The 26,681-nt window shown below is 64.3% G+C and carries 24 protein-coding genes; 3 read left to right on the top strand and 21 right to left on the bottom strand.

Going from position 1 to position 26,681, the window contains the following annotated elements:
- Window positions 1-3 precede the first annotated feature (3 nt).
- The 15 genes from DVO78_RS09095 to DVO78_RS09025 all read right to left on the bottom strand — a co-directional run bounded on the left by DVO78_RS09095 (window position 4) and on the right by DVO78_RS09025 (window position 18,267).
- On the bottom strand, window positions 4-1,896 hold the full coding sequence (locus DVO78_RS09095; protein ID WP_120004497.1) for an ABC transporter ATP-binding protein: 1,893 nt from the start codon (window positions 1,894-1,896) through the stop codon (window positions 4-6).
- 5 nt (window positions 1,897-1,901) lie between these two features.
- On the bottom strand, window positions 1,902-3,053 hold the full coding sequence (locus DVO78_RS09090) for an ABC transporter permease subunit (RefSeq protein ID WP_120004496.1): 1,152 nt from the start codon (window positions 3,051-3,053) through the stop codon (window positions 1,902-1,904).
- Window positions 3,050-4,585 (bottom strand): ABC transporter permease, encoded by a 1,536-nt coding sequence (locus DVO78_RS09085; RefSeq protein WP_120004495.1) that lies wholly within the window; start codon window positions 4,583-4,585, stop codon window positions 3,050-3,052. Before DVO78_RS09085 ends, DVO78_RS09090 begins: the two co-directional genes overlap by 4 nt.
- Before the next feature lie 130 nt (window positions 4,586-4,715).
- Window positions 4,716-6,674: an ABC transporter substrate-binding protein gene (locus DVO78_RS09080; RefSeq protein WP_157983966.1), complete on the bottom strand. Its 1,959-nt coding sequence runs from the start codon at window positions 6,672-6,674 to the stop codon at window positions 4,716-4,718.
- 473 nt (window positions 6,675-7,147) lie between these two features.
- On the bottom strand, window positions 7,148-8,377 hold the full coding sequence (locus DVO78_RS09075) for a YihY/virulence factor BrkB family protein (protein WP_238385222.1): 1,230 nt from the start codon (window positions 8,375-8,377) through the stop codon (window positions 7,148-7,150).
- Between the two features lie 25 nt (window positions 8,378-8,402).
- Window positions 8,403-8,762: a monovalent cation/H(+) antiporter subunit G gene (mnhG, locus tag DVO78_RS09070; RefSeq protein WP_120004493.1), complete on the bottom strand. Its 360-nt coding sequence runs from the start codon at window positions 8,760-8,762 to the stop codon at window positions 8,403-8,405.
- Window positions 8,762-9,028, bottom strand: a complete 267-nt coding sequence (locus DVO78_RS09065; protein ID WP_120004492.1) for an MrpF/PhaF family protein — start codon at window positions 9,026-9,028, stop codon at window positions 8,762-8,764. The genes mnhG and DVO78_RS09065 overlap by 1 nt, the downstream gene beginning before the upstream one ends.
- The gene (locus DVO78_RS09060; protein WP_120004491.1) at window positions 9,025-9,456 is read right to left on the bottom strand and encodes a Na+/H+ antiporter subunit E; all 432 of its coding nucleotides are present in this window, start codon (window positions 9,454-9,456) and stop codon (window positions 9,025-9,027) included. The genes DVO78_RS09065 and DVO78_RS09060 overlap by 4 nt, the downstream gene beginning before the upstream one ends.
- Window positions 9,453-11,063, bottom strand: a complete 1,611-nt coding sequence (locus tag DVO78_RS09055; protein ID WP_120004490.1) for a monovalent cation/H+ antiporter subunit D family protein — start codon at window positions 11,061-11,063, stop codon at window positions 9,453-9,455. Before DVO78_RS09055 ends, DVO78_RS09060 begins: the two co-directional genes overlap by 4 nt.
- Complete coding sequence (locus DVO78_RS09050; protein WP_120004489.1) at window positions 11,060-11,590, bottom strand: sodium:proton antiporter; 531 nt, start codon at window positions 11,588-11,590, stop codon at window positions 11,060-11,062. The genes DVO78_RS09055 and DVO78_RS09050 overlap by 4 nt, the downstream gene beginning before the upstream one ends.
- Window positions 11,590-14,595 (bottom strand): DUF4040 family protein, encoded by a 3,006-nt coding sequence (locus tag DVO78_RS09045; protein WP_120004488.1) that lies wholly within the window; start codon window positions 14,593-14,595, stop codon window positions 11,590-11,592. Before DVO78_RS09045 ends, DVO78_RS09050 begins: the two co-directional genes overlap by 1 nt.
- Window positions 14,596-14,878: 283 nt before the next feature.
- Window positions 14,879-15,856: a superoxide dismutase family protein gene (locus DVO78_RS09040; RefSeq protein ID WP_120004487.1), complete on the bottom strand. Its 978-nt coding sequence runs from the start codon at window positions 15,854-15,856 to the stop codon at window positions 14,879-14,881.
- 43 nt (window positions 15,857-15,899) lie between these two features.
- Window positions 15,900-16,892 carry a phosphatidate cytidylyltransferase gene (locus tag DVO78_RS09035; RefSeq protein WP_238385221.1) on the bottom strand — a complete coding sequence of 331 codons (993 nt, stop codon included), beginning with the start codon at window positions 16,890-16,892 and terminating at the stop codon, window positions 15,900-15,902.
- A complete protein-coding gene (locus DVO78_RS09030; protein WP_157983965.1) occupies window positions 16,889-17,563 on the bottom strand; it encodes a lysophospholipid acyltransferase family protein in 675 nt (224 codons plus the stop codon). The genes DVO78_RS09035 and DVO78_RS09030 overlap by 4 nt, the downstream gene beginning before the upstream one ends.
- A gap of 2 nt (window positions 17,564-17,565) precedes the next feature.
- Complete coding sequence (locus DVO78_RS09025) at window positions 17,566-18,267, bottom strand: CDP-alcohol phosphatidyltransferase family protein (RefSeq protein WP_120004517.1); 702 nt, start codon at window positions 18,265-18,267, stop codon at window positions 17,566-17,568.
- A gap of 293 nt (window positions 18,268-18,560) precedes the next feature.
- Here DVO78_RS09025 and DVO78_RS09020 point away from each other — a divergent pair, with 293 nt between their 5' ends.
- The gene (locus DVO78_RS09020) at window positions 18,561-19,184 is read left to right on the top strand and encodes a hypothetical protein (RefSeq protein WP_238385220.1); all 624 of its coding nucleotides are present in this window, start codon (window positions 18,561-18,563) and stop codon (window positions 19,182-19,184) included.
- Window positions 19,185-19,251: 67 nt separating this feature from the next.
- Window positions 19,252-21,366, top strand: coding sequence for a S9 family peptidase (locus DVO78_RS09015; RefSeq protein WP_120004484.1), 2,115 nt, complete (start codon window positions 19,252-19,254; stop codon window positions 21,364-21,366).
- A 43-nt stretch (window positions 21,367-21,409) separates the two neighbouring features.
- On the opposite strand, the gene DVO78_RS09010 is transcribed toward DVO78_RS09015, so the two are convergent.
- Window positions 21,410-21,709: an acylphosphatase gene (locus DVO78_RS09010; protein ID WP_120004483.1), complete on the bottom strand. Its 300-nt coding sequence runs from the start codon at window positions 21,707-21,709 to the stop codon at window positions 21,410-21,412.
- Window positions 21,710-21,832: 123 nt separating this feature from the next.
- On the opposite strand from DVO78_RS09010, the gene DVO78_RS09005 reads away from it, so the two are divergent.
- Window positions 21,833-22,768, top strand: a complete 936-nt coding sequence (locus DVO78_RS09005; protein WP_120004482.1) for a cation diffusion facilitator family transporter — start codon at window positions 21,833-21,835, stop codon at window positions 22,766-22,768.
- Between the two features lie 34 nt (window positions 22,769-22,802).
- Here the strand turns inward: DVO78_RS09005 and DVO78_RS09000 are convergent, their stop codons facing one another.
- The 5 genes from DVO78_RS09000 to rplT all read right to left on the bottom strand — a co-directional run bounded on the left by DVO78_RS09000 (window position 22,803) and on the right by rplT (window position 26,655).
- Window positions 22,803-23,990: an amidohydrolase gene (locus DVO78_RS09000; protein WP_120004481.1), complete on the bottom strand. Its 1,188-nt coding sequence runs from the start codon at window positions 23,988-23,990 to the stop codon at window positions 22,803-22,805.
- Between the two features lie 17 nt (window positions 23,991-24,007).
- Window positions 24,008-24,325: an RNHCP domain-containing protein gene (locus DVO78_RS08995; protein WP_120004480.1), complete on the bottom strand. Its 318-nt coding sequence runs from the start codon at window positions 24,323-24,325 to the stop codon at window positions 24,008-24,010.
- Window positions 24,322-25,407 carry a TrmH family RNA methyltransferase gene (locus DVO78_RS08990; RefSeq protein WP_238385219.1) on the bottom strand — a complete coding sequence of 362 codons (1,086 nt, stop codon included), beginning with the start codon at window positions 25,405-25,407 and terminating at the stop codon, window positions 24,322-24,324. Before DVO78_RS08990 ends, DVO78_RS08995 begins: the two co-directional genes overlap by 4 nt.
- 178 nt (window positions 25,408-25,585) lie before the next feature.
- On the bottom strand, window positions 25,586-26,179 hold the full coding sequence (locus tag DVO78_RS08985) for a hypothetical protein (RefSeq protein ID WP_120004478.1): 594 nt from the start codon (window positions 26,177-26,179) through the stop codon (window positions 25,586-25,588).
- A gap of 83 nt (window positions 26,180-26,262) precedes the next feature.
- Entirely contained in the window at window positions 26,263-26,655 is a 393-nt protein-coding gene (rplT, locus tag DVO78_RS08980; protein ID WP_120004477.1) for a 50S ribosomal protein L20, read from the bottom strand.
- Window positions 26,656-26,681: the final 26 nt, after the last annotated feature.

Here is a 26,681-nt window from a genome sequence, read left to right as displayed (position 1 = left end):
CTCTCAGTCCAGGGACAGGCCCTGTGCCGCCAGCAGTTCCCGACGTGCCTGGCGGCGCTTGGCCTGCAGATCTGGGTCCGGGACCGGGGCCGCAGCCAGCAGCCGCTTGGTGTAGTCCTCCTGGGGGGCACGGAGAATCTGGTCCTTACGGCCGTACTCGACCATACGGCCCTTCTCCAAAACCATGATCTGATCAGCCAGCTGGTCCACCACGGCAAGATCGTGCGTCACAAACAGGCAGGCGAACTCGAACTGCTGCTGCAGTTCGGCGAACATCTCCAGCACCCGGGCCTGAACGGAGACGTCCAAGGCCGAGGTGGGCTCATCGGCGATGAGGATCGAGGGGCTCAGACTCATGGCCCGAGCAATCGAAATACGCTGGCGCTGTCCGCCGGAGAGCTCATGCGGATACCTGTTGATGACGTCGGTGGGCAGCTTCACCGCATCGAGCAGCTCCTTGGCCCGCGCCGCACGCTCTTTGGCGGTACCGACCTTATGCACCACCATCGGTTCGGTGATCACATCACCGATGGGAAACCGCGGGTCCAGAGAGGCCGCCGGGTCCTGGAATACCACACCGATCTCACGGCGCAGGGCTCGCCTCTCCTGGCGAGGCAGGGCGGGCAGGTTCTTGCCGCGGATCAGCAACTCTCCATCATCGACTTCGAGCAGCCCCAAGACTGCTTTGGCGATGGTGGATTTACCGGACCCGGACTCACCCACAAGGCCTAGGATCTCACCACGCTTCACAGCAAAATTGACGCCTTCGACCACCCGGTTTGATCTGCCGCGGAATTTATAGGCCAGGGCAAGGTCCTTGCCCTGGAGGGCATAGCCGTCCTCCGGCTCCGTGTCCTCATAGGCAGCGGATTCGGCATGGATATGTGTTTGCTCTTCTGCGCTGGTCTCCGAGCGGAGCTCCGGCATCGCGTCGAGCAGCCGCTGGGTGTAAGGATGCTGCGGGCTGCGCAGAATCTGCTTCACCGGCCCCTGTTCGACCACTTCGCCCTGGAACATGACGACCACACGGTCTGCCATATCCGCGACCACACCCATATTGTGCGTGATGAGCAGGATGGCCGTATTGGACTCGTCCTTCAGCCGGCGCATCAGGTCCAGGATCTCTGCCTGGACGGTGACATCCAATGCGGTGGTCGGTTCGTCGGCGATGATCACCTTGGGGTTGTTCGCCACCGCCAAGGCGATGACGATGCGCTGGCGCTGACCTCCGGAGAACTGGTGAGGGTATTCGTGGATCCGGTTTTCCGGGTCTGGGATTCCCACGGAGCGCAGGAGTTCAATGGATTTGGCCAGGGCTTCGGCGCCGAAGGCCTTTCCGTGGATCTGGAAGACCTCGGTCAGCTGGTCGGAGACCTTCAGCACCGGGTTCAGCGCGGTCATCGGTTCCTGGAAGACCATGGAGATCTCGTTGCCGCGCAGCCCGCGCAGAGCCCCGGGCATCATCTGTGTGATGTTCTTCCCGTCGAGGAACACCTCACCGCTGATACTCGCGTTCTCCGCAGTCAGGCCCATCGTGGTTGAGCTGGTGACCGACTTTCCGGAACCGGACTCACCGACCACAGCCACCACTTCACCGGGGCCGACGTCGAAGCTGACACCACGGACTGCGTCCACGGTGCCGAACTCAGTGGCGAAGGTGACCTTCACGTCCTGGAACTGCAGCGCCTTGTCCGTCTCGAACTCTGCCTTCTCCAGATGGAACTCACCTGGCGGGAGTTCCTTCTTGGACCGGAGGAGTCGAGAGGCGATCAGGTACACCAGAATGATCACCAGGGCGATGCCTAAGATGATCAGCGGCTCCCAGCTGAAGATGAACTCCTGGCCCTCAGCATCTTCGAGCAGCTCCTCGTAATCAATCTCGGCGAGTATCGTCATCAGACTCATTTCTTCCTCCACTGACGCAGGGGATTGCTCTTGGGCTCCGCCGCGGAGACCACATGGGTGGCCTGACCGGGCTGACCCGGTGCCTCGCCGGCGCCCTGGGTACGGTCCTTGCCGCGACGGTTGATGCCGCGCAGGCCCATGGCCTGCAGGAGTCCGGGGCGCCGATCTCCTACACGCTTCTGGCGTGGATCATAGGCATCACGGAGACCATCACCGATGAAGTTCACCGACAGGGCAATGGCGATGATGAAGAGTCCCGGGAACCAGAACAGCCAGGGACGCGTCGTCGAGGCCCCCTGGTAATAGTCCACCAAGGAGCCCAGGGAGACCTCAGGAAGCTGAACACCCAGCCCCAGGAAGGACAGGGTGGACTCCAGCAGGATTGCCGCGGCGATGGAGAAGGTCGCGTTCACAATGATCACACCGACGCTGTTGGGCAGCATGTGCTTGAGGATGATGCGTGTCGGTGATGCACCCATGGCGATAGCAGCCGAGACGTACTCCTTCTCCCGCAGGGAGAGGATCTCGGCCCTGACCAGACGGGCCAGGCCCGTCCAGGTGACGCAACCGAGGACGAGTGCCAGCGCCCACACGTTACCTGCCACCATCTGCCCGAGAATGGCGGCGAGAACCAGAAGCGGCACCACGATGACCATGTCGGTGGCACGCATCAGCAGAGACTCGATCCACCCGCGGAAGAATCCAGCCGCCGCACCGACCACCACACCGATCATGGTGGAGACAATGCCTACCACAAAGGCGATGATCAGCGACTGCTGCATGCCGTACATCGCCTGGGCGAAGAAGTCCTGGCCCATCTGGGTCTGGCCGAAGGGATGCTCACCGAGGATCTGCCCGTCCTGGAACATCGTGGGCTGCCCACCGTTGAGCACCGGCCCGGTGGCAGTGAAGGTCTTGTCCCACCAGCCGGGGATGATCCCGTAGCCGATGGAGCTGAAAGCCAGCACTGTCAGGAAAGCAAGGAGGATCAGGGAGATCACCGCAGGCTTATGCGCAAAGAAGCGCCGGCGCACCAACTGGCTCTGGGAGAGGGACACCCCCTTGGCTTGGAGTTTGGCATCCTCGACCTCGGCGAGGTCGGCCATGTCCTGTTCAGTCTGTGAAGTATTAGGAGTCTGCTCGCTCATACTCGGATCCTTGGGTCGAGAACGGCATAAAGAATGTCGGCGAAGAAGTTGAAGAGCACCGCCACGAAGCCGGTGATGATCATGAAGCCCATCACCGGTGCTGGGTCTACCTGCTGCAGCGCTGTGACGAACAGCTGCCCCATACCGTTCCAGTTGAATATCCGCTCCAGGACCACCGTGCCCCCGATGAGGCCCGCGAAGTCAAAGGCAACAATGGTGGCCAGCGGGATCAACGCATTGCGGAAAGCGTGCTTGAGCACCACCGTTCGCTCACTAGCGCCTTTGGCGCGGGCCGTGCGGATGTAGTCCTGACGGGCGACCTCAAGCATGGAGGAGCGGGTATAGCGGGTATAGGTGGCCAGTGAGATCAGCATGAGAATCACTGTGGGAATCCACAACTGGGTCAGCAGATCAAGGTTCACCTGCCACCAGGTGACGTCGTCTTCGGTGAAGCGCCGAGTGTGCGAACCGATGGTCGAGATCGGGCGCGGCTTCAGCGACATCATATTGGGCCAGTGATACATGAAGTGATCCAGAAGGATGAGCGCTGAGCTCAGCACACCGGTCAGCACAGCCACTGAAGTGGCCTGCCCCTTAGCATAGCCGCCCATCGTGCGAGCAATGACCACACAGATCACAATGGTCAGCACGAACAGCGCCCCGAGGAAGAACCACCCTCCAGGTGGATCCTGCAGCAGATTCCACGTGGCGTAGTAGGAGACGATGCTCAGTGCCGCCACAGTCAGCGCGGTGTAGAGCACCTGCCGGTTTTTCAATCCCGCGATCAGTGCCGTCAGACCCACAGCCAGGCCGAAAGACAGGAGGATGACGCCCAGAGCACCGACCCGGGGGTAGAGCGCAAACTGCGCCGAGTCGAAGTACCAGAGAGCCCCAGCGCTGAACAGGCCCACCACTGCGCCGGTCACCAGCCGCCGCATGGCCGAACCACCGGCAATCAGCGGTACCACCACGGCCATCACGCCTGATATCAGCAGAAGCTGCCCCCAGGAGAACTCTGCGCCCTCCTGCATCCAGTCATTGAAGTAGATGGCCAGGTAGTCCTTGGCCAACACCGCTGCCCAGAAGGTCGGCAGGGAGAAGAAGAGAAAGACGATGAAAGAAACGCTGTAGTCGAAGACGGAGTACTGACGGATAGCGGTCAGAATTCCGATCAGGATACCCAGCACGATGGACGCGATGGTCGCGATGAACACCAGCCGCAGAGAGTCCTCCGCAGCCTGCATCAGAATGGGGTTGAGGTCCTGGCCTTCACGGTTGGTGCCAAAATCGCAGGAGAGCCGGAAACAGCCCAGTACTCCCTGCAGCCACCCCCAGTACCGGGTGTACCAGGGCTGGTCGAGCTGCATGTGATAGATGCGCTGCTCCATCTCGAATGGAGCGTCCGGGTCGTTGCTCTCACGCAGGTCCGCCAGCGGGTCGCCGGAGTGCACAGTGAGAAAGAAGACCAGGATGGACGCGAGGAACAGCACCAACACCGTGCTGCCGAGTCGTTTTAGGGTGTATTTCAGCAATGCTGGGGTCGCCTTCCAGAATAATCAGGAGGTACAGCCGGTGGGGCCTGCCAGAAACACTCTCTGCCAGACCCCACCGTCATGTATTCACTTACCTGAGTTCAGTGAAGATCAGTCCGGGGACTGAACCTCACTCAGCGGAGCGTTGCCACTGGTCGGCGTTCCACGTGATGCCGGTCTGCGCGGCGGTGGTCCGAACGTTGTCGATCGAAGCATCCGCGGCGAAGGTGCCCGGGTGGACGAACAGCGGAATGCTCATCAGATCATCCCAGAGGATCCGCTCGATCTCCTGGATCAGCGGGATCCGGTCCTCTTCGTCCATGGTGACCACCAGCTCGTCCCAGGCGGCATCGAGGTCCTCGTTGCTCCAGTTGCCGTCGTTCTGACCGCCCTCGGAGTGGTACAGGTTGCGGCCGGAGGCGATCTGCCCGGAACCGGCCCAGGCGAACAGTGCCACGTCCCAGTCCCCGGTCGGGATGACCTCGGCGAAGAAGGCGTCGTGTCCGCCGTCGGAGATCTCGAAGCCTGCCTCAGAGCACTGCTCGGAGATCAGCTGCACCTGGTCGGAGCGGCGCGGGTTGGGAGCCTGGTAGCCGATCTCGATTTCGACAGTGTCGTGGCCCGCCTCATCCAACAGCTCGCGGGCCCGCTCGATGTCCTGCTCGTCGTAGCGGCCGTCGTAGGACTCAGAGACGACCTCGTCGTAATGGTCCTGGTAGTTGAAGACCTCACGAGCATTGAGCAGTTCAATGTCATCAGACAACGGAGCGATCAGGTTGTCGATGATCAGCTGACGCGGGACACAGAGGGCGAACGCCTCACGGACCTCGTGGTCGCTGAACGGAGATTCTGACCCGTGGTTGAGGTCCAGGTGCTCCCAGGTGGCCAGCTCCTGCTCATAGATCTCGATGTCGCGGTTGGATGCCTCGAGCTGCTCGAGGGTGTCCACCGTTGCCTGCGGAGCGATCACGTCCACATCGGCGTTCTCCAATGCCTGGGTCATAATGCCGTCATCCAGGAAGTGGAAGGTGACGCGCTCAGTGCCGGCCGGAGTGCCCCAGTAGTCCTCATTGGCGACCAGTGAGAGGTACTCACCGGTGGCGTAGGAGTCCAGCACGTACGGACCGGAGGACGGCAGCAGGTCGGCGTCGGGCAGATCCCCGCCCTGGACGTGCCAGCCGGTGTTCCAGAACTCAGCAGCCTCTTCGAGCGCGCCGCCGTCCTTCTCGTAGAAGGCCTCAGCCAGCTCCTCCACGCTCAGTCCGCCCTGCTCAGCCACGATGTGCGAAGGCTGGGGACCGCCGACGACCAGCTGCCAGTCGACGTAGACATAGTGGTCAGAGTACTCGACGGTGAAGGTCTTGCCGTCGAGATCGCCCTGCGGGCCGTCCGGCACGTACTCACCGAAGGACTTGGAGACCGAGTCGAACAGGTGCGGAGACTCGTCGTAATCCGGGTCCTCCTCGGCTGCCTCCTCGTCGAAGTCGGGGTTGCTGATGCCCGGCGCCTGGGTGCCCCAGGTCAGGACGAAGTCAGCCACGGTGATGTCGGTGCCGTCCGACCAGACCGCGTCGTCGGAGATGGTGTACTCAACGACCATCGGAGAGGACTCGTCCTCGTTGATGACCGGCTCACCGGTCTCTTCATCCAGAACGGTCTCGCCGTCCTCGTCCTCCTCATAGACGGCCTCGCCCTCGTCGATCACCTCGTAAGAGCCGAACTCGTCGAAGGGATTGATCGACAGGTCGGTGCCGAAATACCAGAAGCTGGAGCCCATCAGGCCCACAATGGCGGAGTTGGTGGTGTTGTTGGCGGTACGGGCGTTGCCGTTGTAGGACACGAAGTCGACATCGGCCACGGAGACGTGAATCTCATCGTCGGTGGTCTCCAGGTCAAGGGCCTCGCGCTCACCGCTGGCTTCGCCTTCGTCACCGTCCTCCTCACCGCCCTCGTCGGTGGTCTCGCCGTTCTCATCGGTGACGTCGTCACCGTTGCCGTTGTCATCGTCGTCGCCGGGGGTGCATCCCGATAGGACCAACGCGCTGGAGGCCAGGATGGCGGCCGCAGCAGACAGTTTGCGTAGTTTCACTTCTTGCTCCTCATGCGAGTAGGTGCTAAGTGACCGGTGGTGCACAGCACAGAACCGGTACAAAGGTGGAACCCAGATTACGGCCGCCCGGTTCATCAGGTGAGACATTTCCAGCCTTGTAATCGAATCGTTACCGCCTAGTAGAACCGCACTCTCGAGGCAGTAGCATCTGCCCCCTAGAAGTCAAGCCGAGCCATTCAATCTCCGCGAAACATCGACTCAGGACGGCAGGGACCTGATTTTCTCCCAGGACTTCCCCGGCTTTTCGGGAAAGTTGATACTCAGGAAAAATTCAGGTCACGCCAAGCTTGCTCAAGGCAAATCGTCGACCAAATCACCTGGAGAAACACCGCCGTAACGCAAGCTGCCTTCTAGCAGGATCTTCCGCATCATGAAATATGACGGATTGTTACGTCATGAGATGCGAGTCACATGAAGGGCCCCACTGCACAGCTCACCAGCCACACCCCGGACTACCGCCGCCAAAGGTCCTCGGGGTCACTCGTCTCCCCCTTGGACATCCGCAGAGCATGCCCTGAGGCCACCAGCTTTTCGTAGGAGGAGTTCTTCTTCTCCACCCCTTTGGTCTGCCGCGGCGGAAGCAGGATGGTCCGCTCTGCCTCCACACCGGCCTGCAATTGCCTGCCTCGCTCCAGCTCGGCATCCAGCTCGGCACCCAGCAGCAGGACTGTATTCATGATGTAGACCCAGAACAGGAAGATGATCACGCTGGCCAGCGCCCCGTAGGTGGCTTCATAGTTGGCGAAGTTCATCACGTAGAACCCCACGCCCACCGTGGTGATGACCATGACCACAATGGTGATCAGCGCGCCGGCAGAAGCCCACCTGGACCAGGGTTGACGGATGTTCGGAGTGGCGAAGTACAGCAGCCCGATCCCGGCTGCGGCCACCACGATCAGCACCACCGGAGTGGCCCAGCTCCACACCGTCAGCGCGGTCTCCCCCAGCCCGACGGTGTTGCCCAGAGACTCAGCGATGGGCCCGGAGACCACCAGCATCACTCCGGCCGCCGCCACCAGCAGGATCAGCACCACCGTGACTGCATAGAGCACCGGACGCAGCTGCAGGAAGGACCGGCCCTCCTCGACCTCCCAGATGCGGTTCATGGCCCGGGAGAAGGCGTTGACGTAGTTCGACGCCGTCCAGATCGCCAGCAGAATACCGATGGCCAGCCCCAGCCCCGCTCCCCCGACACTGGTGATATTGCCGACCACGTTGTTGACAGTCTCCATGACCTGTTCATCGCCGCCGGTCATGTCATCGACCAGATCCACGAAAAACCCGGTGACCCGGTCGGCCTCGCCCACCAGGCCCAGGATGGAGACCAGGGCGATCAGCGCCGGGAAGATGGACAGCACCGTGTAGTAGGTCAGTGCGGCGGCCATATCGGTGCACTGGTCCCGGCCGAACTCAGCCAGAGTGCGCTTGAGACTGTATTTCCACGTGGTGCCGGTGAGCTTCAGCGGTGAGGCAATCTGGGCGCCGTCGTGCTCTTCTCCTGCACCCTCGGCATACTCCTCACGCTGGCGGGCCTTGACCATATACGGCTGGTCGGCAGCGGCGAAGACGGTACCTGGGCGTGCAGCGTCCTCATAGGAGGCCTCCTCCTCGAACACATCATGGGTGTCCTCTGTGCGCTCGCGGGCGTGATACGGCTGAAGTCCCGGCTGCTGCTCACTCATGGGCCCCACATTACCGGGGTTCGGCCTACCTGGAGTCGGCGGAGTCCCGCCTGGTCTTGATGAGATCATCAGTATGGGTGATCTCCGCGGGCCTGGAGTTGTTGAGGTATCCGGACCGGGCAATGGCCATCGAGCCCACCGCAGAGGTCAGCAGCTGGGCGATGATCGCCAGCAGCGCCTTGAGCAGGTTGAGCCAGCTGAAGTCCATCAGCAGCGCTCCCAGGACAATAGAGGCCACTCCGAGCCCGGCCGAGGTGCCCACCGCTGAGGCCCGCAGATACAGATCAGGGAGTCTGAAGAGTCCGAGGCCGGCCACAATGATGGTGAAGATCCCCAGGAAGATGAAGACCAGGCCTGCACCGTGCATGATTCCTTGGAGTTCCATCAGCGGCGTCCTCCTGATCCGAGCCGGGCCATAGAGATGGCAGCCATGAAGCCCAGAAGGGTGGCGATGAGAATGATGTCGAACAGTGCCTCGAAATCGCTGCGCAGACCGATGAGTGCGATGAACCCGATGATCGCGAAGAAGATCAGGTCAGCGGCCACGGCCCGGTCGGTGATCTTCGGCCCCAGATAGGCCCGCACACCGGCCAGGAGCATCCCCAGGCCCAGCAGGATCAGGGCTATCTCCAAGGTGATGTCTGAGATCACCGTCCCTCACCTCCCGGGGTCTCCTCGCCGGGAACGACGTCGGGCAAGCGGGTTGGCCGAGTCAGGTCACCCGGAGAGCGCCGCAGAGCCCGCAACATCCTGTCCTCCATCTCCTGGATCTCCCCCACCAGGGCCTCCCGGGAGTCCACGAACATGCCGTGCACATAGAGAATCTGGTGCTCGCGGGAGATCGACAGTGTCAGTGTCCCCGGAGTCAGCGTGATCAGACAGGAGATCAGAGTCCATTCCGTGTCAGAGGCACTGGCCGCCGGCACCGCGATGATCGCCGGTGACATCCGCATTCGCCGTTTGGGCCGGAGGACATCCAGGGTGACGTAGACATTGGCGAGCACAAAGGCTTTGGCGTACCAGAGCAGGAAGCTCACCATGCGCCAGGGCCATGATGCCAGGGATGCGGGGCTGCTCATGCGTCCATCACCGCCTCCACGTAGCCTTCAGGGTTCAGCAGGTTCTCCGCGGCGGTCTCCGAGAGCAGCATCAGCAGCTCGGCGCCGAAGCCGAAGAACACGGTGATGGCGGCCAGTATCGCTCCCGGGATGATGAGCTTGACCGGGACCCGGACCGCCCGCTCACCGGAGAGGACCGCGGACATGGTGGCCGTGGGCGGGCCGATGGTCAGCGTGGGGTTCTCCGCCTGCGCCTGCACCCGCAGATACCGTTTGCCGTGCATTCTCTCCTGGTAGGCCAGGGCGCGGTCCTCCAAGTCGGCAGGGGGTTTGCCCATGAAGACGCCCACCCAGATCTTGAGCATCGACAGCAGCGTGAAGACACTGACGATCACCGCCACCGCAGCCACCCAGTAGTGCGAGAGCTCCAAGGTGGCCTGGATGATGCTGAACTTGGCCACGAACCCGGAGAACGGAGGCAGACCGGCCAGGGACAGGGCGGCGATCATGAAGGTGACGGCAATCAGCGGCTCCCGTCTAAGCATGCCTCCGAGCTTGTCGATCTCGCCTGTGCCGTAGGTCTCCTCGATGGCGCCGGTGGACATGAACAGGCTGGCCTTCACGATCATGTGGTGCAGCAGGTAGAAGATGCCGGCGGTCAGCCCCAGGCCGGTGAACAGGCCCACACCAATGAGGATGTACCCGATCTGACTGATCATGTGGAAGACCAGGATGGATCGGGTGGTCTTCTCTCCGATCGCCCCCAGCACACCGATGAGCATGGTCAGGCTGGTCACCAGCAGTGCGATCCACAGGAAGCGCTCGTCACCGTCGAACATCACCGAGTAGATGCGGTAGATCGCATAGATCGAGACTTTGGTATGAATGCCTGAGAACAATGCGGTGACAGCAGGCGAGGTCATCGGGTAGGTGCGGGTCAGCCACCCGTGCACCGGGACCACTGCGGCTTTGATGCCGATGGCCGTGAGCACGACGCCGCCGCCCACTGCCACTGCCGGATCATCCACGGCAGCCCCGTGCAGCTCGGCCAGATTGACCGTGCCGGCGGTGCCGTAGACCAGACCGACGCCGAAGAGCAGCAGTGTTGAGGCCAGCAGGTTCACCGACACATAGATCCGCGCACCATGGGCACCGAGCTTGGCCCCCATCATCGCCAGCAGACCATAGCTGGGAAGCAGCATGACCTCGATGAAGACGAAGAGGTTGAAGATGTCTCCGGTCATCAGCGCCCCGGCCACACCGGCCATGAGAATCAGGACGAACGGGTGGTAGAACCGGGCCCTGGCCTCGTGGGTGGCCATGGCGAACATGACGCTGGTGATCCCCAGAATGGTGATGATCATCAGCACCAGGGAGTTCAGGGCGTCCACCACGAAGGGAATGGCCACCTGGGGTGTGAAGTCCCAGAATCCCACCTTGTGCGCCAGCACGGTTCCGTCATGGGTCTCGATGACCAGCAGGACCGAGAATGCGAACATAGCTGTCAGGGTGCCCAGACTGATCATGTGCCGGGCGCGCTTGCTCTTGCGCAGAGCCGCGCCCAAGGCGCCCATCAGCAGGGGGATGCCGACCAGCAGCGGCAGCAGCGGGGGAAGCAGCTCCGTCACGTCACATCCCTCCTGCGCCGGCCCTGGCGCCTTCCATCCACAGCATTGGGGACCTCCGCGGTGTCATCGTCCTGGGCCTCGAAATCGTGCACCGGGCTCAGAGGCGAGGCATCCGCGCCCCCTGTGCCCGCAGCGGCTGCTCCGGTGACGGCGGTGTCCACCGAAGAGCCCGCGGCGTCGCCAGTGTCCGTTGAGGTCAGCACTTTGGCCGGTGATTCCTCATCATTCTCCGTATCGTCGTCATGGGTGGTGGTGATCGCCAGAGTGATCATGAACATGGTGATGGAGAAGGCGATCACGATCGCTGTCAGCACGAAAGCCTGCGGAAGCGGATCTCCGCCCTCTCCGTAGTCTGAGGTGCCGATGTAGGGCACGCCGCGAAAAGCGGTGTTGCCGGCGGCGAAGAGCAGCAGGTTGGCTGCGTGGCTGGCCATCACGAAACCCAGCACGATGCGCACCATGCCCCGCTGCATGAACAGGTAGACCGCTGCGGCGGTGAGCAGCCCGACGGCAATGGCAATACTCATCAGGCCTCATCTCCTCCGCCGGTTCGCGGCCGGCTGGTGAAAGGCTCTGGGTGCCAGCCCTCGCCCTCTGCTTCCAGGGGTACGTCACCCGGGTCCTCACCGGCGTGCATCTCGATACTCTCGATCTGACCGGTCCTCTGCCCCTGGGACTTCATATGGGCCTTGAGCAGCTCAGCCGGATAGCGCTGGGCCTGGCCCAGCCGGTCCAGTGCCACCAGGACCGCACCGATGACCGCCAGGTAGATGCCGACATCGAAGATTAGCGCGGTGGTAAGCGTGAAGCCGGCCTCCGTGCCCCAGGGAAGCGGCAGATTCTCCCAGATCACCATGGGCCTCAGGTAGGACCCTTCGGCCCCGTCCAGGAAACCGGCAAGCCCGATCACTGCACCGATGGCGATGCCACCGACTATGATCAGGGCATAGTCGAACCGGAGTTTGACCGCAGAGTCAGAGGGCGCCACCAGATACCGCAGGGCGAAGAACCCGCCAAGCACCAGCGCGGAGATAAAACCGCCACCGGAATCGTAGTGGCCGCGCACCAGCAGCACCAGGGAGAGCAGCACGATGAACGGAGCCATCCAGTTGAACACGCTGCGCATGGCCTGAGTGTTATCCGCGGCGTGGTCCAAGGGAGTGCCCACCCACAGCTTGGACTCTGCCGGATGCGAGTCAGAGGTGGAGAAAGCGGAGTTCAGCAGCGCCAGGATCGCGAAGCCCGCCACCCCGAGCACGGTCAGCTCGCCGAAGGTGTCCAGGGCGCGGAAGTCGACCAGGATGGAGTTGACGGTGTTGAGCGCGCCGACGGTTTCGTAGGTCTCTTCCAAGTACCACTGTGCCGCCGGTGACTGCCCACGCCGGCCAGTCAGCGCAAAGGTCGCCACAAAAGCGACCGCACCGAAGCAGAGGGCCACCACCGCAGAGACCGCAGTGCGGGACCGGGAGACCCTGTGGAACTTGCGCGGGAGCTTTCGCAGCACCAGGACCAGCACCACCACTGTGAGGATCTCCACCAGCAGCTGGGTCATGCCCACGTCGACGGCCCCCAGGGCGAAGTACCAGGCGCCGACCACGAAGCCTGCTCCGCCGGCGAGCACCACCGCTGCGGTCCGCGACTCGGTGATCACGGTGCCCAGCAGGAACACCGCCAGCAGGCCGATGAGCACCCAGTCGGTCATTCGGGTATGTCCGGCCGTGAAATCTCCCACGTCCCCGACGTGCAGCAGACCGGCCAGGAAGATACCGGCCAGGAAGATACCGGGGGCGGTGAGGTGCACGGCGTGGACATCTGTACGGGTGATGTCTCCGACCCGGCGGCCGAAGGCGATGCTCCCGGTGCGCAGCTGCTCGGTGACCTCCACGCCGGTCCATGGCAGGATCCGCCGCGGAATGAGACTGTCCAGCCGGGTTCTCGCCAGAACGGCGACGACGCCCAGACCCATGATGATCACCGAGAGCATCAGATCGGTGCTGAGACCGCCGTAGAGGTAGAAGTACGGCTCATAGCCTGAGGTGGTCGAAGCCTGGGTTGAAGCGGTCAGCAGGCCGTCGAAGAGGAAGGGAACGAAGCCGAGGACAGCGCCCGCGGCGGCGGGCAGCAGCGCCGGAAGGTTGAAGGACAGCGGCGCTTCGTGGGCGGCCCCGGGCGCCATCGGCGCTTTGGCCTCGTCGTGGTCTCCTGTGCCGGTGTAGCTGGTGAACACGCCCAGGACGATCCGGCCGCAGTAGGCGAACGTGCCGACTGCGGCCAGCACGCCCAGCAGGGTGAGCGTCCAGGTCAGTCCCGGGCCGAACAGTGCGGGCTCCTCAGTGGCGGACAGGAGGCCTTTGAGCAGGTTTTCCTTGGAGACGAAGCCGAACAGCGGAGGAATCCCTGCCATGGACAAACAGCCCAGCACCGTGATCACGAAGCTGACCGGCATGGCCCTGCGCAAGCCGTTGAGCTCGCGGATGTCTCTGGAGTGTGCCTCGTGTTCGATGATGCCCACCATCATGAACAGGCTGGACTTGAACAGCGCGTGGGCAATCACATGGATGGTCGCTGCGGCAATCGCGATGGGGGTGCCGATGCCGATCACCGCCACCAGGAAGCCCAGCTGGGAGACCGTGGAGTAAGCCATGATCTCTTTGATGTCGTGGCGCTGCAGCGCAAAGAGCGCACCGATCAGGGCGGTGATCAGACCGCAGATGATCAACAGGGACTGCCAGACGACTACGCCTTCGAATACCGGGGAGAAGCGCAACAGCAGGTAGATGCCAGCCTTGACCATGGCTGCAGCGTGCAGATAGGCGCTCACCGGGGCCGGGGCCACCATGGCGTCGGGCAGCCAGAGGTGGAAGGGGAACTGGGCCGACTTGGTGAAGGCGGCGAAGGCGATGAGCACGGCCACCACGCCGGTGAAGACGGCGTCCTCGGCCCAGACCTCGTGCTGCAGGGCCGCCGAGAGGCTGGTGGTGCCGGTGCGCACAATGATCCACAGCACCGCGGTGAGCAGCCCGAGGCCGCCGGCCATGGTGATCAGCAGCGTCCGCTGGGCCGGAGCCGGCGCCTTGTCCCCGGACCGGTTGATGAGAAAGAAGGAGCACAGCGTGGTGAACTCCCAGAACACGAACAGCAGAATCATGTCATCGGCGAGCACCATGCCTGACATGGCGAAGACGAACAGGAGCATCCAGACGTAATAGTCGCTGGTCTTCTTCTTGGCCGAGAAATAGCGGGCACTGTAGGCCATCACCAGCGCTCCGATGAAAAGCACCAGCAGCAGGAAGACCATGCCGAGGCCGTCGAGCCTCAGGCTGATGCCCACGTCTACTGTGGGGATCCACGGCAGGTGCTCGTCGATGGTCTCGCCGGCGATGACCCCGGGGAGCCAGATGAGGCTGAAGCCTCCCAGGACCAGCAGCGCCGCTGCAGCGAACCACCCGGTGTCGCGGCCCAGGAACGTGTGAACAGCGGCCGCTGCGGGAACCAGCAGGAGGGTGAGGAACAGCAGGACCAGTAGGGTCACCGAACGCCTCCCGCCACGGCCGGGGCACCATACAGAGCGACGCGGCACACGGCGGGCACAGGCCTTGGCGACATCTCAGCCTCCTGTGTGCTCGGTATCGGTCAAACGGGTGCGATGAAGCGTCACATGCGCTCAGAGCATCCTACATTTGCTCCAATGAACGCAGTGTTGCAGCTACTTCCGCCGACCAGACTTCCCGGCACACCGTGATTCAGCTTACTCACAGCTTGAACGTCAGAGCAAAAGTGCGCTGCTCCCTGGGACCGTGCACCGCGCGGAGAGACTAGCCGACCACGCCGCAGGCGACCCGGGTGCCGGTGTCCCCGGTGGCCTGGGACTCGGCGTCCGGGCCGTAGGGAGCGTAGCGGCCGGGGATATTGCCGTGATGATCGGGGGCCGAGTGGATGATCACGGCTCGGCCGCCGTCCTCCAGCAGGAGACCCTCGCTGAGCCGATCGGTGACGAACTCGATATACCCGGTGCCATCCTGGTTGACCAGGACATTGGGCAGGTTTCCCGCCCGGTCCGGATGGTCCACCTCCGGCTCGGGCTCAGACTGCTGCTGCACTGTGATGAAGCTGAACCCGCCGCCGGAACCAACTTCGGGCGCGTTGGCCGGTGCCTCCCACGCCGGGCCAGAGGCGAACGGGGTTTCCCCGCTGGTGCCAGCACTTCCCTGCGGCGGGGGCTGTTCGCCTTCCCCGCCTTCATCGGTCCAGGTTTCGTCCTCTTCAAGACCGTCCTCAGCACCCTCTTCGGGCGGGGCCTCATCCTCCTCGAGGCCCTCCTCCCCATCGATGACGTCCGGTTCCGGCTCTGGTGTGCCCTGGAGATGACCGCCGGCTGAGAAGAAGTCGCCGATCTGACCCCACTCATTGGCGGACTGGACCTCGCAGACACCGTTCTGGTGAATGCTGATGCCCCGGAACCCGGGGGGCATATCCCGGACCTCGACGGCCACGCGCACACCAGCACCCTCCTCCTCGGTGAAATCCGCTGTCCCGACCTCATTGCCGGCAACATCCTGCAGCTCCGCCTGGGCGAAGGGCTCTGCCGACTCGTCCTCATCCTCCTGGTCCTGGTCCTGGTCCTGGTCCTGGTCCTGGGGGGCATCGTCTGCGCCCTCCGCCGGGGGCGCGGTGGTCTCCTGATCGGGCTCAGGGGCATCACCGGCGTCGTCGCCGTCTCCGCAGGAGGTCAGGAGCAAGGCTGAGGTCAGGGCGGCGGCCGCGAGCGCCGGCCAGTGGTGGGTGGTTCTCATCAGGGCACACTATAACGCCGTGGGGCCGCGAGCGCCTCCTCGATCAGGTGTAGAAGAAGCGCACCAGGTGGAAGAACACCGGGGCGGCGAAGCACAGCGAGTCCAGCCGGTCCATGATGCCACCGTGGCCGGGAATGGTGGAGCCGAAGTCTTTGATGCCGCGGTCACGCTTGATCGCCGACATCACCAGTCCTCCGGCGAAGCCCATGACACAGGAGACCAGCGCGAAGGCCGCTGCCACCAGTGGGGAGAACGGGGTCAGCCACCAGAGGGCTGCGCCCAGTGCGGTGGCTGAGAGCACCCCGCCGATGAAACCCTCCCACGTCTTATTGGGGCTCACCGAAGGCGCGATCGGGTGCTTGCCCAGGGTCTTTCCCCAGATGTACTGCAGCACATCCGAACCCTGCACCACGATGAGCAGAAACAGCAGCAGGTGTGCCCCTGTCGCCCCGCCCGAACCCGGTGAGGAGCCTTCAGCCGCCTCCCGTCCGAGCTCCATGGCCACCGGCAGCTGCAGCAGGGCCGGGGCGTGGCTGATGGCATAGACGCAGACCATCAGTGCCCATTGGATGGTGGCGCTGCGCTGCAGGAAGCCCTTGGTCTGCCCGGCCAGGGCGTTGCGGGCCGGCAGGAACAGGAAGGCGTAGACCGGGATGAACACGCTGAACATCCCGTACCAATGCTCCCAGAGGAACCAGTAGTGCACCGCAGGGATGATGAACACCAGCCAGACCAGGACTTTGTGGTCACCACGGCCGGTCGGTGAGATGGTGATGAACTCGCGCAGTGCCAGCAGACTCAGCACGAGGAACAGCAGAACGGTGACTGTCTCGCCGGCTGCTAGCACCGCACCGATCAGCGCGACCATCAGCCACCAGGCGTTGATCCGCTGCTTGAGGTTGGTGATGGTGCTGGTCACCCCCAGTTTCCGGCCCAGCAGCCAGGCCGTGGTGCTGGCGATCACCAGGATGACGACGACGCCGCCGAGCAGCCACAGCGCGGTCTCATCCAACAGGCCCATTCCCCAGTCACTCACTGAGCGTCCTCTCGCCGCTGATGCTCAGCGAGGCATTTCACCAGCACATCGCGGGCCCTGGTGAGGAAGCTCTGGCGGTCCTCGTCGGGCTTCGGGTGAATCGGATCGCAGAAGACGACTGTGGACAGATGCGGGACCGGAACAAACTCGCCCTTGGGCAGGATGCGGCCCATATTGGCCAGCGTCACCGGGACCACGGGAATCTCCGGGTTGTGCTGGGCTAAGCGGTAGAGGCCGCCGTGGAATTCGGCGATGGACTCACCGTCGCCGCGGGTGCCCTCCGGGAAGATGATGAGCGAGTCACCGGCGTCAAGCACCTCCGTCATGCCCGCGATCTGGCCTTTGGGGCTGACCCCGGAGTCGGATTCACGGCGGCGTGTGGAGCTGGAGCCGTGCCGGTCCACTAAGTAGGCGTTGAACACTCGCTCCACCACAGCTTTCCGGACTCCGGTGCCCCAGTAGTCTTTGGCCGCCACAGGGCGGGCACGGTGCTGCAGCTCAGCCGGCAGTGCGGCCCAGATGGTGAGGAAGTCCAGGTGGCTGGAATGGTTGGCGTAGTAGATCGCTTGGTCCGGCAGCTGCGGATCGGAGCCGCCGTCGGCCCCCATCACTCGGGCGCCGGCGAAGCCACTGATGGTTCTGGCCAGGGCGCGGCGGGCGAGCGGAGGCATGCTCACGCCTCCTCTGCGGAGCTCTGAGCCCGGGAACGGAGTACGGCAGTGACCCTGCGCAGTCTGCGCAGGCAGGTGAGCAGCGATCCCAGGGCGATCAGCGCCAGCGTGGCGAAGAGCACCCATCCGGGGGTCCAGGGCAGCCAGGGTTCGGCGATGGCGGCCAGGCATCCGAGCATCAGCAGCCACATCCGGTGCGGTTTGGCCAGTGGCCCGTCGAAGAAGCTTCCGGTGCCCAGGGCTGCACCCAGGCTGCGGATGTAGGCAGTGAGCACTGCGAGGATCGCTGCGGTGAATCCCAGGACGATGCCTACGTCGATGCCGCCTGCGGTGACCAGACCGGCGGTGGCGAACCCGGCGGCGGCGATCAGCAGCACATCGGCGATGCGATCGGGCAGTTCGTTGTAGATGTCGCCGACCGGGGAGCTCATCCCCTTCTCGACGGCCAGCATGCCGTCGAGCATGTTCAGCAGCAGGCGCAGCGGAATGCAGACCGCGGTGGCGGCAAGCAGGACGCTGCGGGCGGCGTCGTTGTCGGTGTATGTCGAGGCGATGAGTGCCGCGGCACCGGCAGCGGCGAAGATCACTGAGCCCACCGAGATCTGGTTCGGGGTGAGCTTGGCAGCTGCGAGGGTGTCAGCGGCCTTGGCCGCCCAGCGTGTGCTGCGCTGCGGGATGGCCCGCCGGTCAGTTCTGTGCTCCATCGGCTCTGTCAGCTCCTTCCGTTCCACCACACACGCTAGTACGGCAGGGTCGTCACCGTCACCCATTGATCCGCATACCCGGCGAGTTCCTCGCACAGGCCGCTGTCCCGCTTCCCACACCAGCACACACGTTCACTGGCCGAATATGCCGCCAATTCGGACCGAATCCACCGGAATTATGTGCAGAATCGGCCAGTGAAGAGAGTGGGCAAGGCAATCCTGCTGATTCCGATCGGTGAGCGCCAGTCTCAGGTGTCCGGTGTGCTGAGTCCCTGATCCGATAGGCTCGCTTCATGAGCATCAGACTCAGGGGCAGAGACCCGGGCTCGGGCCGGGCTCATCCTGCGCCGAACCGTCCGGTGCGGGATCACAGCGTGGCTGCTGCCTGGGGATTCGCCGAGGCGACCTTCTTCTTCGTAGTGCCGGATGTGTGGACCTCCTGGGTGGGGCTGCGCAAGCCTAAGCGCGCCCTGGGCACCACGGTCTCCGCCCTCGGCGGAGCGCTGGCCGGAGGCGCGGTGACCTACGCCTGGGGGCGCCATGCCTCGGCGTCGTCGTCGCGAACAGCACTGACCAGGGTTCCTGGCATTACCGACGGGATGATCTCCGAGGTGGAGCGCGAGGTGGCTGACTCCGGCCACGCCTCCCTCATGCGTGGACCGACCCGCGGGGTGCCGTACAAGATCTACGCCCGGGCCTCCGGGCTGCAGGGAAAGTCGCTGCTGAACTTCCTGGCCTGGAGCGTGCCGGGCCGGCTGGTCCGGTTCGTGCTGGTCACCCTGGTCGCCTCAGGGGTCGCCGCAGGTGTGCGGCGGCTCTTCCCCCGCATCCCGGAGAAGCTGATCTCCGGGATCTTCTGGGGCTGCTGGACCGCGTTCTACGCGTGGTTCATCCCCACCGTCGCCCGCCGCCGGTGAGCCACCTGCCCGACATATAGTTGCAATACGCAACAATCTGGGGCCGCTGCGTGGCAGACTGGCGCCCATGGCTGACTCGACTTTCTCCGATCTGGACCACTACGTCGCCCACCCGCGGATCAGCGGCCTCACTCTGAGCCCGGACGGTTCCCGTCTGGTCACCACAGTGCAGACGCTGAATGCCAAGAAGAACGGCTATGTGACCGCTATCTGGGAGGTCGATCCCGCTGGGCAGCAGCCGGCTCGGCGGCTGACCCGCAGCGCCAAGGGCGAGGCTGGGCCGGCATTCGCCGCCAACGGGGATCTCTACTTCACCTCCGCACGCACCGATGATGAGGGCGGGGAGGACGATGCCGCGCTGTGGTGCCTGCCCGCTGCCGGTGGCGAGGCATACGTGATCAACCGCCGCCCCAGCGGAGTCAGCGCCACCTTCACCGCCTCGGACGCCGAGGTGGTGGCTGTGACCGCCTCGCTGCTACCCGGCGCTGCCGATGAAGACGCCCACCAGAAGCTGCACACCGCGCGCAAGGACTCCTCGGTCAAAGCCATCCTGCACTCCAGCTATCCCATCCGGTACTGGGATCATGACCTCGGGCCCGGGCAGCCGAACCTCTTCGCACTCGGTGAGGAAGACACCGGGGAGGACGACGCCGCCGGCGGCACCTTCGAGCCGGCCCGCCGGAAGCTGCGCCTGATCACCGAGGGCATCGGCCACCGTTTCGCCGGTGAAGCACACCTGAGCCCAGACGGCTCCCAGGCATTGATCGGTGTCACTGTGCCGGAGCCGAAGACCGAGAGACGCAGTGCGGTCGCTCTGGTAGACACGGCAACCGGCGAGCGCAGACTGCTGGTTGATGAGCCAGGGATGAGCTACTCCCCCGGCCCGGTCAGCCCCGACAGCACCAAAGCGATCGTCTCCGGCACCATCATCCCCAGTCCTGCACAGGCGATGGCGCCGAGGCTCTACGCGGTGAACCTGCCCAGCGGCGAACTGACCCCACTGGCAGAGTCGGTGGACCTGTGGCTGACCCCAGGCTCGAACCGGCCGTGGATCGATGATCAGCGTGTCCTCGCTGTGGCGGATAAGAACGGCCGCGGCGCGGTGCTCATGATGGACATCACCACCGGCCAGGCCAGCGAGATTCCCGTGGAGGAGGGGGTCTACTCCGAGGTCTTCCCCTCCTCCGGCGGGAGCTCCGCCTACGCGCTGCGCAGCAGCTATGCCTTCCCGAACGAAGTGGTGCGCATCGACCTCACTACCGGCGAGACCGTTCGGCTGAACAACCCGGTCGAGCGCCCGGAGCTGCCCGGCAGGCTGGAGGAGGTAAAGACCGAGACCGATGACGGCGTCGTCGTGCGTGGTTGGCTGGCGCTGCCCCAGAACGCCTCGGGCGCTGAGCCGGCCCCGCTGCTGCTGTGGATCCACGGCGGACCGCTGGGCTCCTGGAACGCCTGGACCTGGCGGTGGAACCCCTGGCTGGCGGTGCAGCAGGGCTATGCGGTGCTGCTGCCGGACCCTGCGCTGTCCACCGGCTACGGGCAGGAGTTTGTGCAGCGCGGATGGAACTCCTGGGGTGATAAGCCCTATACCGATCTGATGAGCATCACCGACGCCGCCGAGGCCCGGGAGGACATCGACGCCACCCGCACCGCGGCGATGGGCGGCTCCTTCGGCGGCTATATGGCCAACTGGGTGGCCGGGCACACCGACCGGTTCTCCGCGATCGTGACCCATGCCAGTCTGTGGGCCCTGGACCAGTTCGGCCCGACTACGGATATGTCCCCGTTCTGGCGCCGGCAGCTGGACCAGGCGATGATGGATAAGCACTCACCGCATGACTTCGTCAGCGAGATCGTCACCCCGATGCTGGTCATCCACGGGGACAAGGACTACCGGGTGCCGATCGGCGAGGGTCTGCGGCTGTGGTTCGAGCTGCTGGCCGACTCCGGGCTGCCTGCCGATGAGAACGGCGAGACGAAGCACCGGTTCCTGTACTTCCCGGATGAGAACCACTGGATCCTCTCACCGCAGCACGCCAAGATCTGGTACCAGGTGGTGTTCGCCTTCCTGGCCGAGCATGTGCTGGGGAGTCAGCAGGAACTCCCGCAGGAGCTGGGGCTGAGCGCACCACGGGAGGCGCCGGAGAAGAGAGTCGGAGAAACGGAGAACGACGACGCCTGAGCCTCGCCTGCCCCCACGCCCCGGCATCACCGCCTGGGCTGGCTCAGCGCCGGACCTCGAACCCCTCCCCGGGAAGGCCGGCGAGCTGCTCAGCCGTGGCCTGACGGGTTTCTACCTCAGCGACCTGAGCATGACGAGGACCCTGGTGACACCAGGTGATGAGCTCATCCACTGCTGTGGCGTCCCCGCCAGTCAGAAGCTCGACCGCGCCGTCGGAGGTGTTGCGGACCCAGCCGGTCACACCAAGCTCATCGGCCCGGCGCTTGGCGGAGTTGCGGTAGTTCACGCCTTGGACCCGGCCGGTGATGCGGGCGAAGGTCCCAGAACTGAAATCACTGTCCATAGACCCCAGTCAAGCAAACTCGGGGCACGGTGTGAAGGACACGGTGTGACGCACGATTGCTAACGGTTCTGCGCAAGGTTCGCAGCTTATGCAATTCTCAATAAGCGGCCTTATTGTGAACACATGGGATTCGGACACAGCCACTCGCACACTGAGGATACGGCAGCAGAGAACGCCGGGCACCGCCGACGGCTGATCATCGCCTGCGGCATCACCTTCAGCGTGGTCGCCGCACAGGCCACCGGCGCGTGGGTCACCGGCTCGCTGGCACTGCTGACCGATGCAGTGCATTCAATGGTCGACGGCATCGGACTGCTCGTTGCGGTCATCGCCGCCAGCCTGATGTTCCGCGCGGCCACTGCCCAACGCACCTGGGGCTACCGGCGGGTGGAGATCCTGGCCGGGCTTCTGCAGGCAGCGCTGCTGCTGGGCATCGGCACCTACGCCGCAGTGGAGGGCATCCAACGGCTGGCCGAACCGCACGAGATTCTGTATGTGCAGCTGCTGGTCTTCGGAGCACTGGGCCTGATCGGCAATCTCATCTCCCTAACGGTGCTCTCCTCCGGCCGGAAGGCGAACTTCAATATGCGGGCAGCCTTCCTCGAGGTGCTCGCCGATGCACTGGGCTCAGTGGGGGTGATGACCGCCGCGGTGGTCATCTGGTTCACCGGCTGGCAGCAGGCCGACTCGGTAGCAGCACTGGTGATCGCGGCCATCATCATCCCCCGGGCAGCGCTGCTGCTGCGTGAGACCGGCAGGATCCTGCTGGAGTTCGCCCCGCGCGGCCTGGATCTGGACGAGGTGCGCAGGCATATGCTGCAGATTGAGCACGTCCGGGAGGTCCACGATCTGCACGCCTCCACTGTGGCCACCGGTCTTCCCGTCATCTCAGCGCATGTGGTGGTCGACGAATCCTGCTTCCATGACGGATGTGCACCGGAAAAGCTCGCAGAACTCCGCGCCTGCGTGGCCGAACATTTCGATGTCGCGGTGGAGCACTCCACCTTCCAGCTGGAGACTGCTCACCATGCCGCCGGCGAGTCCCACGTGCACCAATGAGCTGCCCAGCGGCTCAGGGCTGGCCTGCCCGGGGTCACCAACGTTCAGCGATGATGGGGGTGCCGGCCTCAGGATCATAGCGCTGCACCTCACGGCCCTCGATCCAAGTGCGCAGCGCCCGGTGACGGGTATCCAGCGGATCACCCTCCCAAAGCACCAGATCAGCATCCTTGCCCTTCTCCAGGGAGCCCACGCGGTCAGCCACACCCAGCACCTGGGCAGGGTTGATGGTGATGGCACGCAGTGCCTCATCCGGGTCCAGCCCCTCCTTGACCGCCAGGGCCGCCTGGTGGATCAGGAAGTCGATGGGCACCACCGGGTGGTCGGTGATGATCGAGACCTTCACCCCTGCCTTGGCCAGGATCCCTGGGCCACGCGGACTGCGGTCACGGACCTCCACCTTGGAACGGGAGACGATGAGCGGGCCGTAGAGCACCGGGATGCCGCGTTCAGCGATCCGGCCTGCGAGTTTATAGGCCTCCGTCCCGTGGTCGAGGACCAGCTCGTAACCAAACTCATCGGCAATGCGTATTGCGGTGGCAATGTCATCGGCACGGTGGCAGTGCTGACGCCAGGGGATCTCCCGGTTGAGCACCTTCTCCAGCGCCTGGGAGACCAGATCTGCTGAGCGCTCACCGGCCGGTTTCTCCGCCCACTTCTGAGCCTCGGCGAAGGCCTTGCGCACCGTCAGTGCGGTGCCCAGCCGAGTGCCGGGAGTCTTCTTCTGCTCGCTGTAGACCCGCTTGGGATTCTCCCCCAGGGCGGCTTTCAGCCCGGAGGGGGAACGCAGCACCATCTCATCGACCACCGCGCCGTGGGTCTTGATCGCCACGGTCAGCCCGCCGATCGGATTGGCCGAGCCGGGATTGACGTTGACGGTGGTGACCCCGCCGGCCAGAGCGTCGTCGAACCCCACGTCTAACGGGTTGATGGCGTCGATGGCACGCACTGCGGCGGTCACCGGATCGGTGGCCTCGTTGGTGTCATTGCCGGCCCAGCCTTCGCCTTCCTCATGGGTTCCCAGGTGCACATGAGCATCGACGAAACCGGGCAGCAGCCAGCGGCCCTCGGCGTCGAGCCGTTCATGCCCCTTTGGCACCTTGACCTTGGGTCCCAGTGCGGCGATCTTGCCGTCGGTGACCACCAGTGAGCCGTCGAAGGGGTCACCGGTGATGGGAACGATGTGGGCATTCTCGACAATATAGTTTCCTGAAGCAACCATTTCTCCAGCTTACTCAGCTAGGGCCGTTGCAGGGAAATCAACACGTCCATATTGTCATCCGGTGCCAGCTTATTGCGGTCCTGTGCTGCACAGACTGTGCACCGGTGCACCAGGATGTAGCCCTTCTTGCCGGAGTGGTCCACCGCCACCGGCTCCATGGGCCCGCCGCAGTCAGCCGCCCGGTCGCCGGGGCTGATGTCCACATGTCTGGACCACAGGCAGTGCGGGCAGTGGTTGCGGTAGCTGCCCCCGGTGTGCTGCGGTGCTTCCCGGGCACAGTTGACGCAGGAGAAACCAGTGTTCTCCTGCTCCCGGGCGCTGGGCGCGTAACTCACGGAGCTTCCTGGTGCCGGTGCAGCGGAGCGAAGCCCTCATGGTCTTCGGATAGGAGGGGAAGCGGGGCGTCCGGGGCTGCGGTGGCGTTGCGCTGAGCCATAGCCGTAGCGTAGAGGCACAGCGCCCCGGCCACCGCCACATTCAGCGACTCCGCCTGGCCATAGAGCGGGATCGAGATCCGGGTATCCGCCAGGGCTTTCTGCTCTGGACTCAGCCCGTGGGCCTCATTGCCCAGCAACCAGAGCGTGGGTGTCCGCAGCGCCTCCTGGTCGAGACCGTCGAGCGCGGTGTCGCCGGAGCCGTCGGCGGCCAGCACCTGAATGCCGTTGTCGCGGGCGAATCGGGTCAGCTGCTCGGGGTCGATGCCCGCGAAGACCGGCAGGTGGAAATGCGAGCCAACGGCCGAGCGGACCACTTTGGGACTCCACGGGTCCGCCGTCCCGGGACCGAGGACGACGGCGCCGGCACCGGCCGCATCTGCGGTGCGGATGAGCGTGCCCACGTTGCCGGGATCTTGCAGCCCCAACAGCACCGGAGCCAATGTCACCGACCCGTGGTGAGCGGTCTCCCCTCGCTCGGTGGAGCCGTCAGCGTGAACCACCACCTGCGACTCAGTAAAACCGACCATCAGTGAATCCAGACCCTCGAACTCGTTCGGCGGGATACGGCAGACCGCCACCATGCCTTGGGGAGCCTCGGCATCGCTCATCGCAGTCAGCACATCGGCAGTGGCCTCCCGCAGGAAGAACCGAGCCTCACGAGGCAGCTCTGCCTGCGGGTCGAACAGCACGCCTCGAGCCTGGTCCAGCAGGGCAGTGACGTCCGGGTGCTGCTCCAGCGCCTCGGGGGTGAAGTACAGCGCGTCGAGCTCAGGCAGCGTCCCCGGCGAATCCGCGGCGGGGTCGTGAGACTCCGGGGCGGCGTCGTACTGGGCCAGCCAGAGCTTCAGGGCCTCCCGCACCGGCTGCGGGCCTTCGGCCAGGAAGAGTTCCTGCTTCTTCCGCCCCGGACGGCCCGCCAGTGCGGCGACCTTCTTCACCCGCTCGGCCCGCGGATTGTCCATCACGTGTTCATCAGTCACCTGAGCATTCTCCCATCCGCGTGCCGGGAAACGGACAGTGCCGCATCGTCTGCCTCCGGATACGCACAGTCAATTGCCCAGAAAACCGGGGACTTCTGCCTGCTGTGGGAAACCCGCTGTGCGAATCGGAGGGATGGCCCGGAAACCACCCGTTATTCCCCCGGCTGCACCGCTAGTCTCAGCGGCTACGACACGGCAGCGCCAGTCCACGGAGTTCGCGCAGCTTGAGCGACACCAGATCAGACTGCGGGACAGAGACCAGATATCTTCGGGCACGTTTGGGCGGTGGTGCCTCTGGCCCCTCAAGCTGCGAGAGTCTCCGGGCCGCGTCGTCGTCGATCTCGATCATGACGGCCTCCGTGCCTGCCAGGTAGCCCGTGAGTCCTCCACCAAGCTGCTTCCACCCGAGTTGGAGTCCACTGCCGGTGGAGTCTGGCCGGACATCAGCAACGGCCTCCCAGGGAATGCTGGCCCGGAACCATCTCAGAGTGTGCAGCTGGATACCTGAGGAGTCAGCGGTCATCGACACCCGGCTGACGAGAAGGCACCAGAGCAGGAAGACTGCGCTCAGCGCGAAGGTGGCGGTCATGACTACCCAGGCACTCATCGGTGCCCCTTCGCCCAGCATCAGAGGCAGCAGGCAGACCGCTAAGACGAAAGCCATGACACTTCCCAGGAACCACCATGCGGATCGCTCAGGATGCGACACCGTCATCAGCTTCTGGCCCTCGATGCGGATCGAGTTCCGAGGATTCCCCTGGCGCTGCCTCATGGAGTCATCCTAGTTAAAACCAGACGGCGCCCGCTCCCTTGATGAGGGAACGAGCGCCGTCGTCGTTGTTCAGCTCAGCAGGCTCAGGCAGTGGCCTTCTCGCGAGGGGCGTTGACGTCCTCAGGCAGTGCCTTGCGTGCGGTCTCCACCAGGGCCTCGAAAGCCTTGGCGTCGGAGACGGCCAACTCAGCCAGCATGCGGCGGTCGACCTCCACCTCAGCGGCCTTCAGACCCTGGATGAAACGGTTGTAGGTCAGACCGTGAGCGCGGGAGGCAGCGTTGATGCGCTGGATCCAGAGGCGGCGGAAGTCGCCCTTGCGCTTCTTGCGGTGCTGGTAGTTGTAGGTGTAGCTGTGCAGCAGCTGCTCCTTGGCCTTGCGGTAGAGGCGGGAGCGCTGTCCGCGGTAGCCGGAGGCCCGGTCAAGGACCTTGCGGCGCTTCTTGTGGGCGTTGATCGCCCTTTTTACACGTGCCATGGTGGGTTCTCCTGTGCGTTAAGTCT

The organism is Nesterenkonia muleiensis (genome assembly GCF_003600155.1).
Lineage (GTDB): Bacteria > Actinomycetota > Actinomycetes > Actinomycetales > Micrococcaceae > Nesterenkonia > Nesterenkonia muleiensis.
The sequence above is the reverse complement of the archived record's forward strand: the minus strand, read 5'-3'. Positions and strand labels throughout refer to the sequence as shown.

Bases quoted from the DNA above. Each gene is read 5' to 3' on its own strand.
- DVO78_RS08985 (WP_120004478.1), bottom strand. From the start codon at position 26,179: ATGAGGCAGCGCCAGGGGAATCCTCGGAACTCGATCCGCATCGAGGGC.
- rplT (WP_120004477.1), bottom strand. From the start codon at position 26,655: ATGGCACGTGTAAAAAGGGCGATCAACGCCCACAAGAAGCGCCGCAAG.
- DVO78_RS09075 (WP_238385222.1), bottom strand. From the start codon at position 8,377: ATGAGTGAGCAGCAGCCGGGACTTCAGCCGTATCACGCCCGCGAGCGC.
- DVO78_RS09090 (WP_120004496.1), bottom strand. From the start codon at position 3,053: ATGAGCGAGCAGACTCCTAATACTTCACAGACTGAACAGGACATGGCC.
- DVO78_RS09010 (WP_120004483.1), bottom strand. From the start codon at position 21,709: ATGGACAGTGATTTCAGTTCTGGGACCTTCGCCCGCATCACCGGCCGG.
- DVO78_RS09005 (WP_120004482.1), top strand. From the start codon at position 21,833: ATGGGATTCGGACACAGCCACTCGCACACTGAGGATACGGCAGCAGAG.
- DVO78_RS09030 (WP_157983965.1), bottom strand. From the start codon at position 17,563: ATGCCTCCGCTCGCCCGCCGCGCCCTGGCCAGAACCATCAGTGGCTTC.
- DVO78_RS09025 (WP_120004517.1), bottom strand. From the start codon at position 18,267: ATGGAGCACAGAACTGACCGGCGGGCCATCCCGCAGCGCAGCACACGC.
- DVO78_RS09050 (WP_120004489.1), bottom strand. From the start codon at position 11,590: ATGAGTATTGCCATTGCCGTCGGGCTGCTCACCGCCGCAGCGGTCTAC.
- DVO78_RS09020 (WP_238385220.1), top strand. From the start codon at position 18,561: ATGAGCATCAGACTCAGGGGCAGAGACCCGGGCTCGGGCCGGGCTCAT.
- DVO78_RS09040 (WP_120004487.1), bottom strand. From the start codon at position 15,856: ATGAGAACCACCCACCACTGGCCGGCGCTCGCGGCCGCCGCCCTGACC.
- DVO78_RS09015 (WP_120004484.1), top strand. From the start codon at position 19,252: ATGGCTGACTCGACTTTCTCCGATCTGGACCACTACGTCGCCCACCCG.
- DVO78_RS09095 (WP_120004497.1), bottom strand. From the start codon at position 1,896: ATGACGATACTCGCCGAGATTGATTACGAGGAGCTGCTCGAAGATGCT.
- DVO78_RS09000 (WP_120004481.1), bottom strand. From the start codon at position 23,990: ATGGTTGCTTCAGGAAACTATATTGTCGAGAATGCCCACATCGTTCCC.
- mnhG (WP_120004493.1), bottom strand. From the start codon at position 8,762: ATGGAACTCCAAGGAATCATGCACGGTGCAGGCCTGGTCTTCATCTTC.
- DVO78_RS09060 (WP_120004491.1), bottom strand. From the start codon at position 9,456: ATGAGCAGCCCCGCATCCCTGGCATCATGGCCCTGGCGCATGGTGAGC.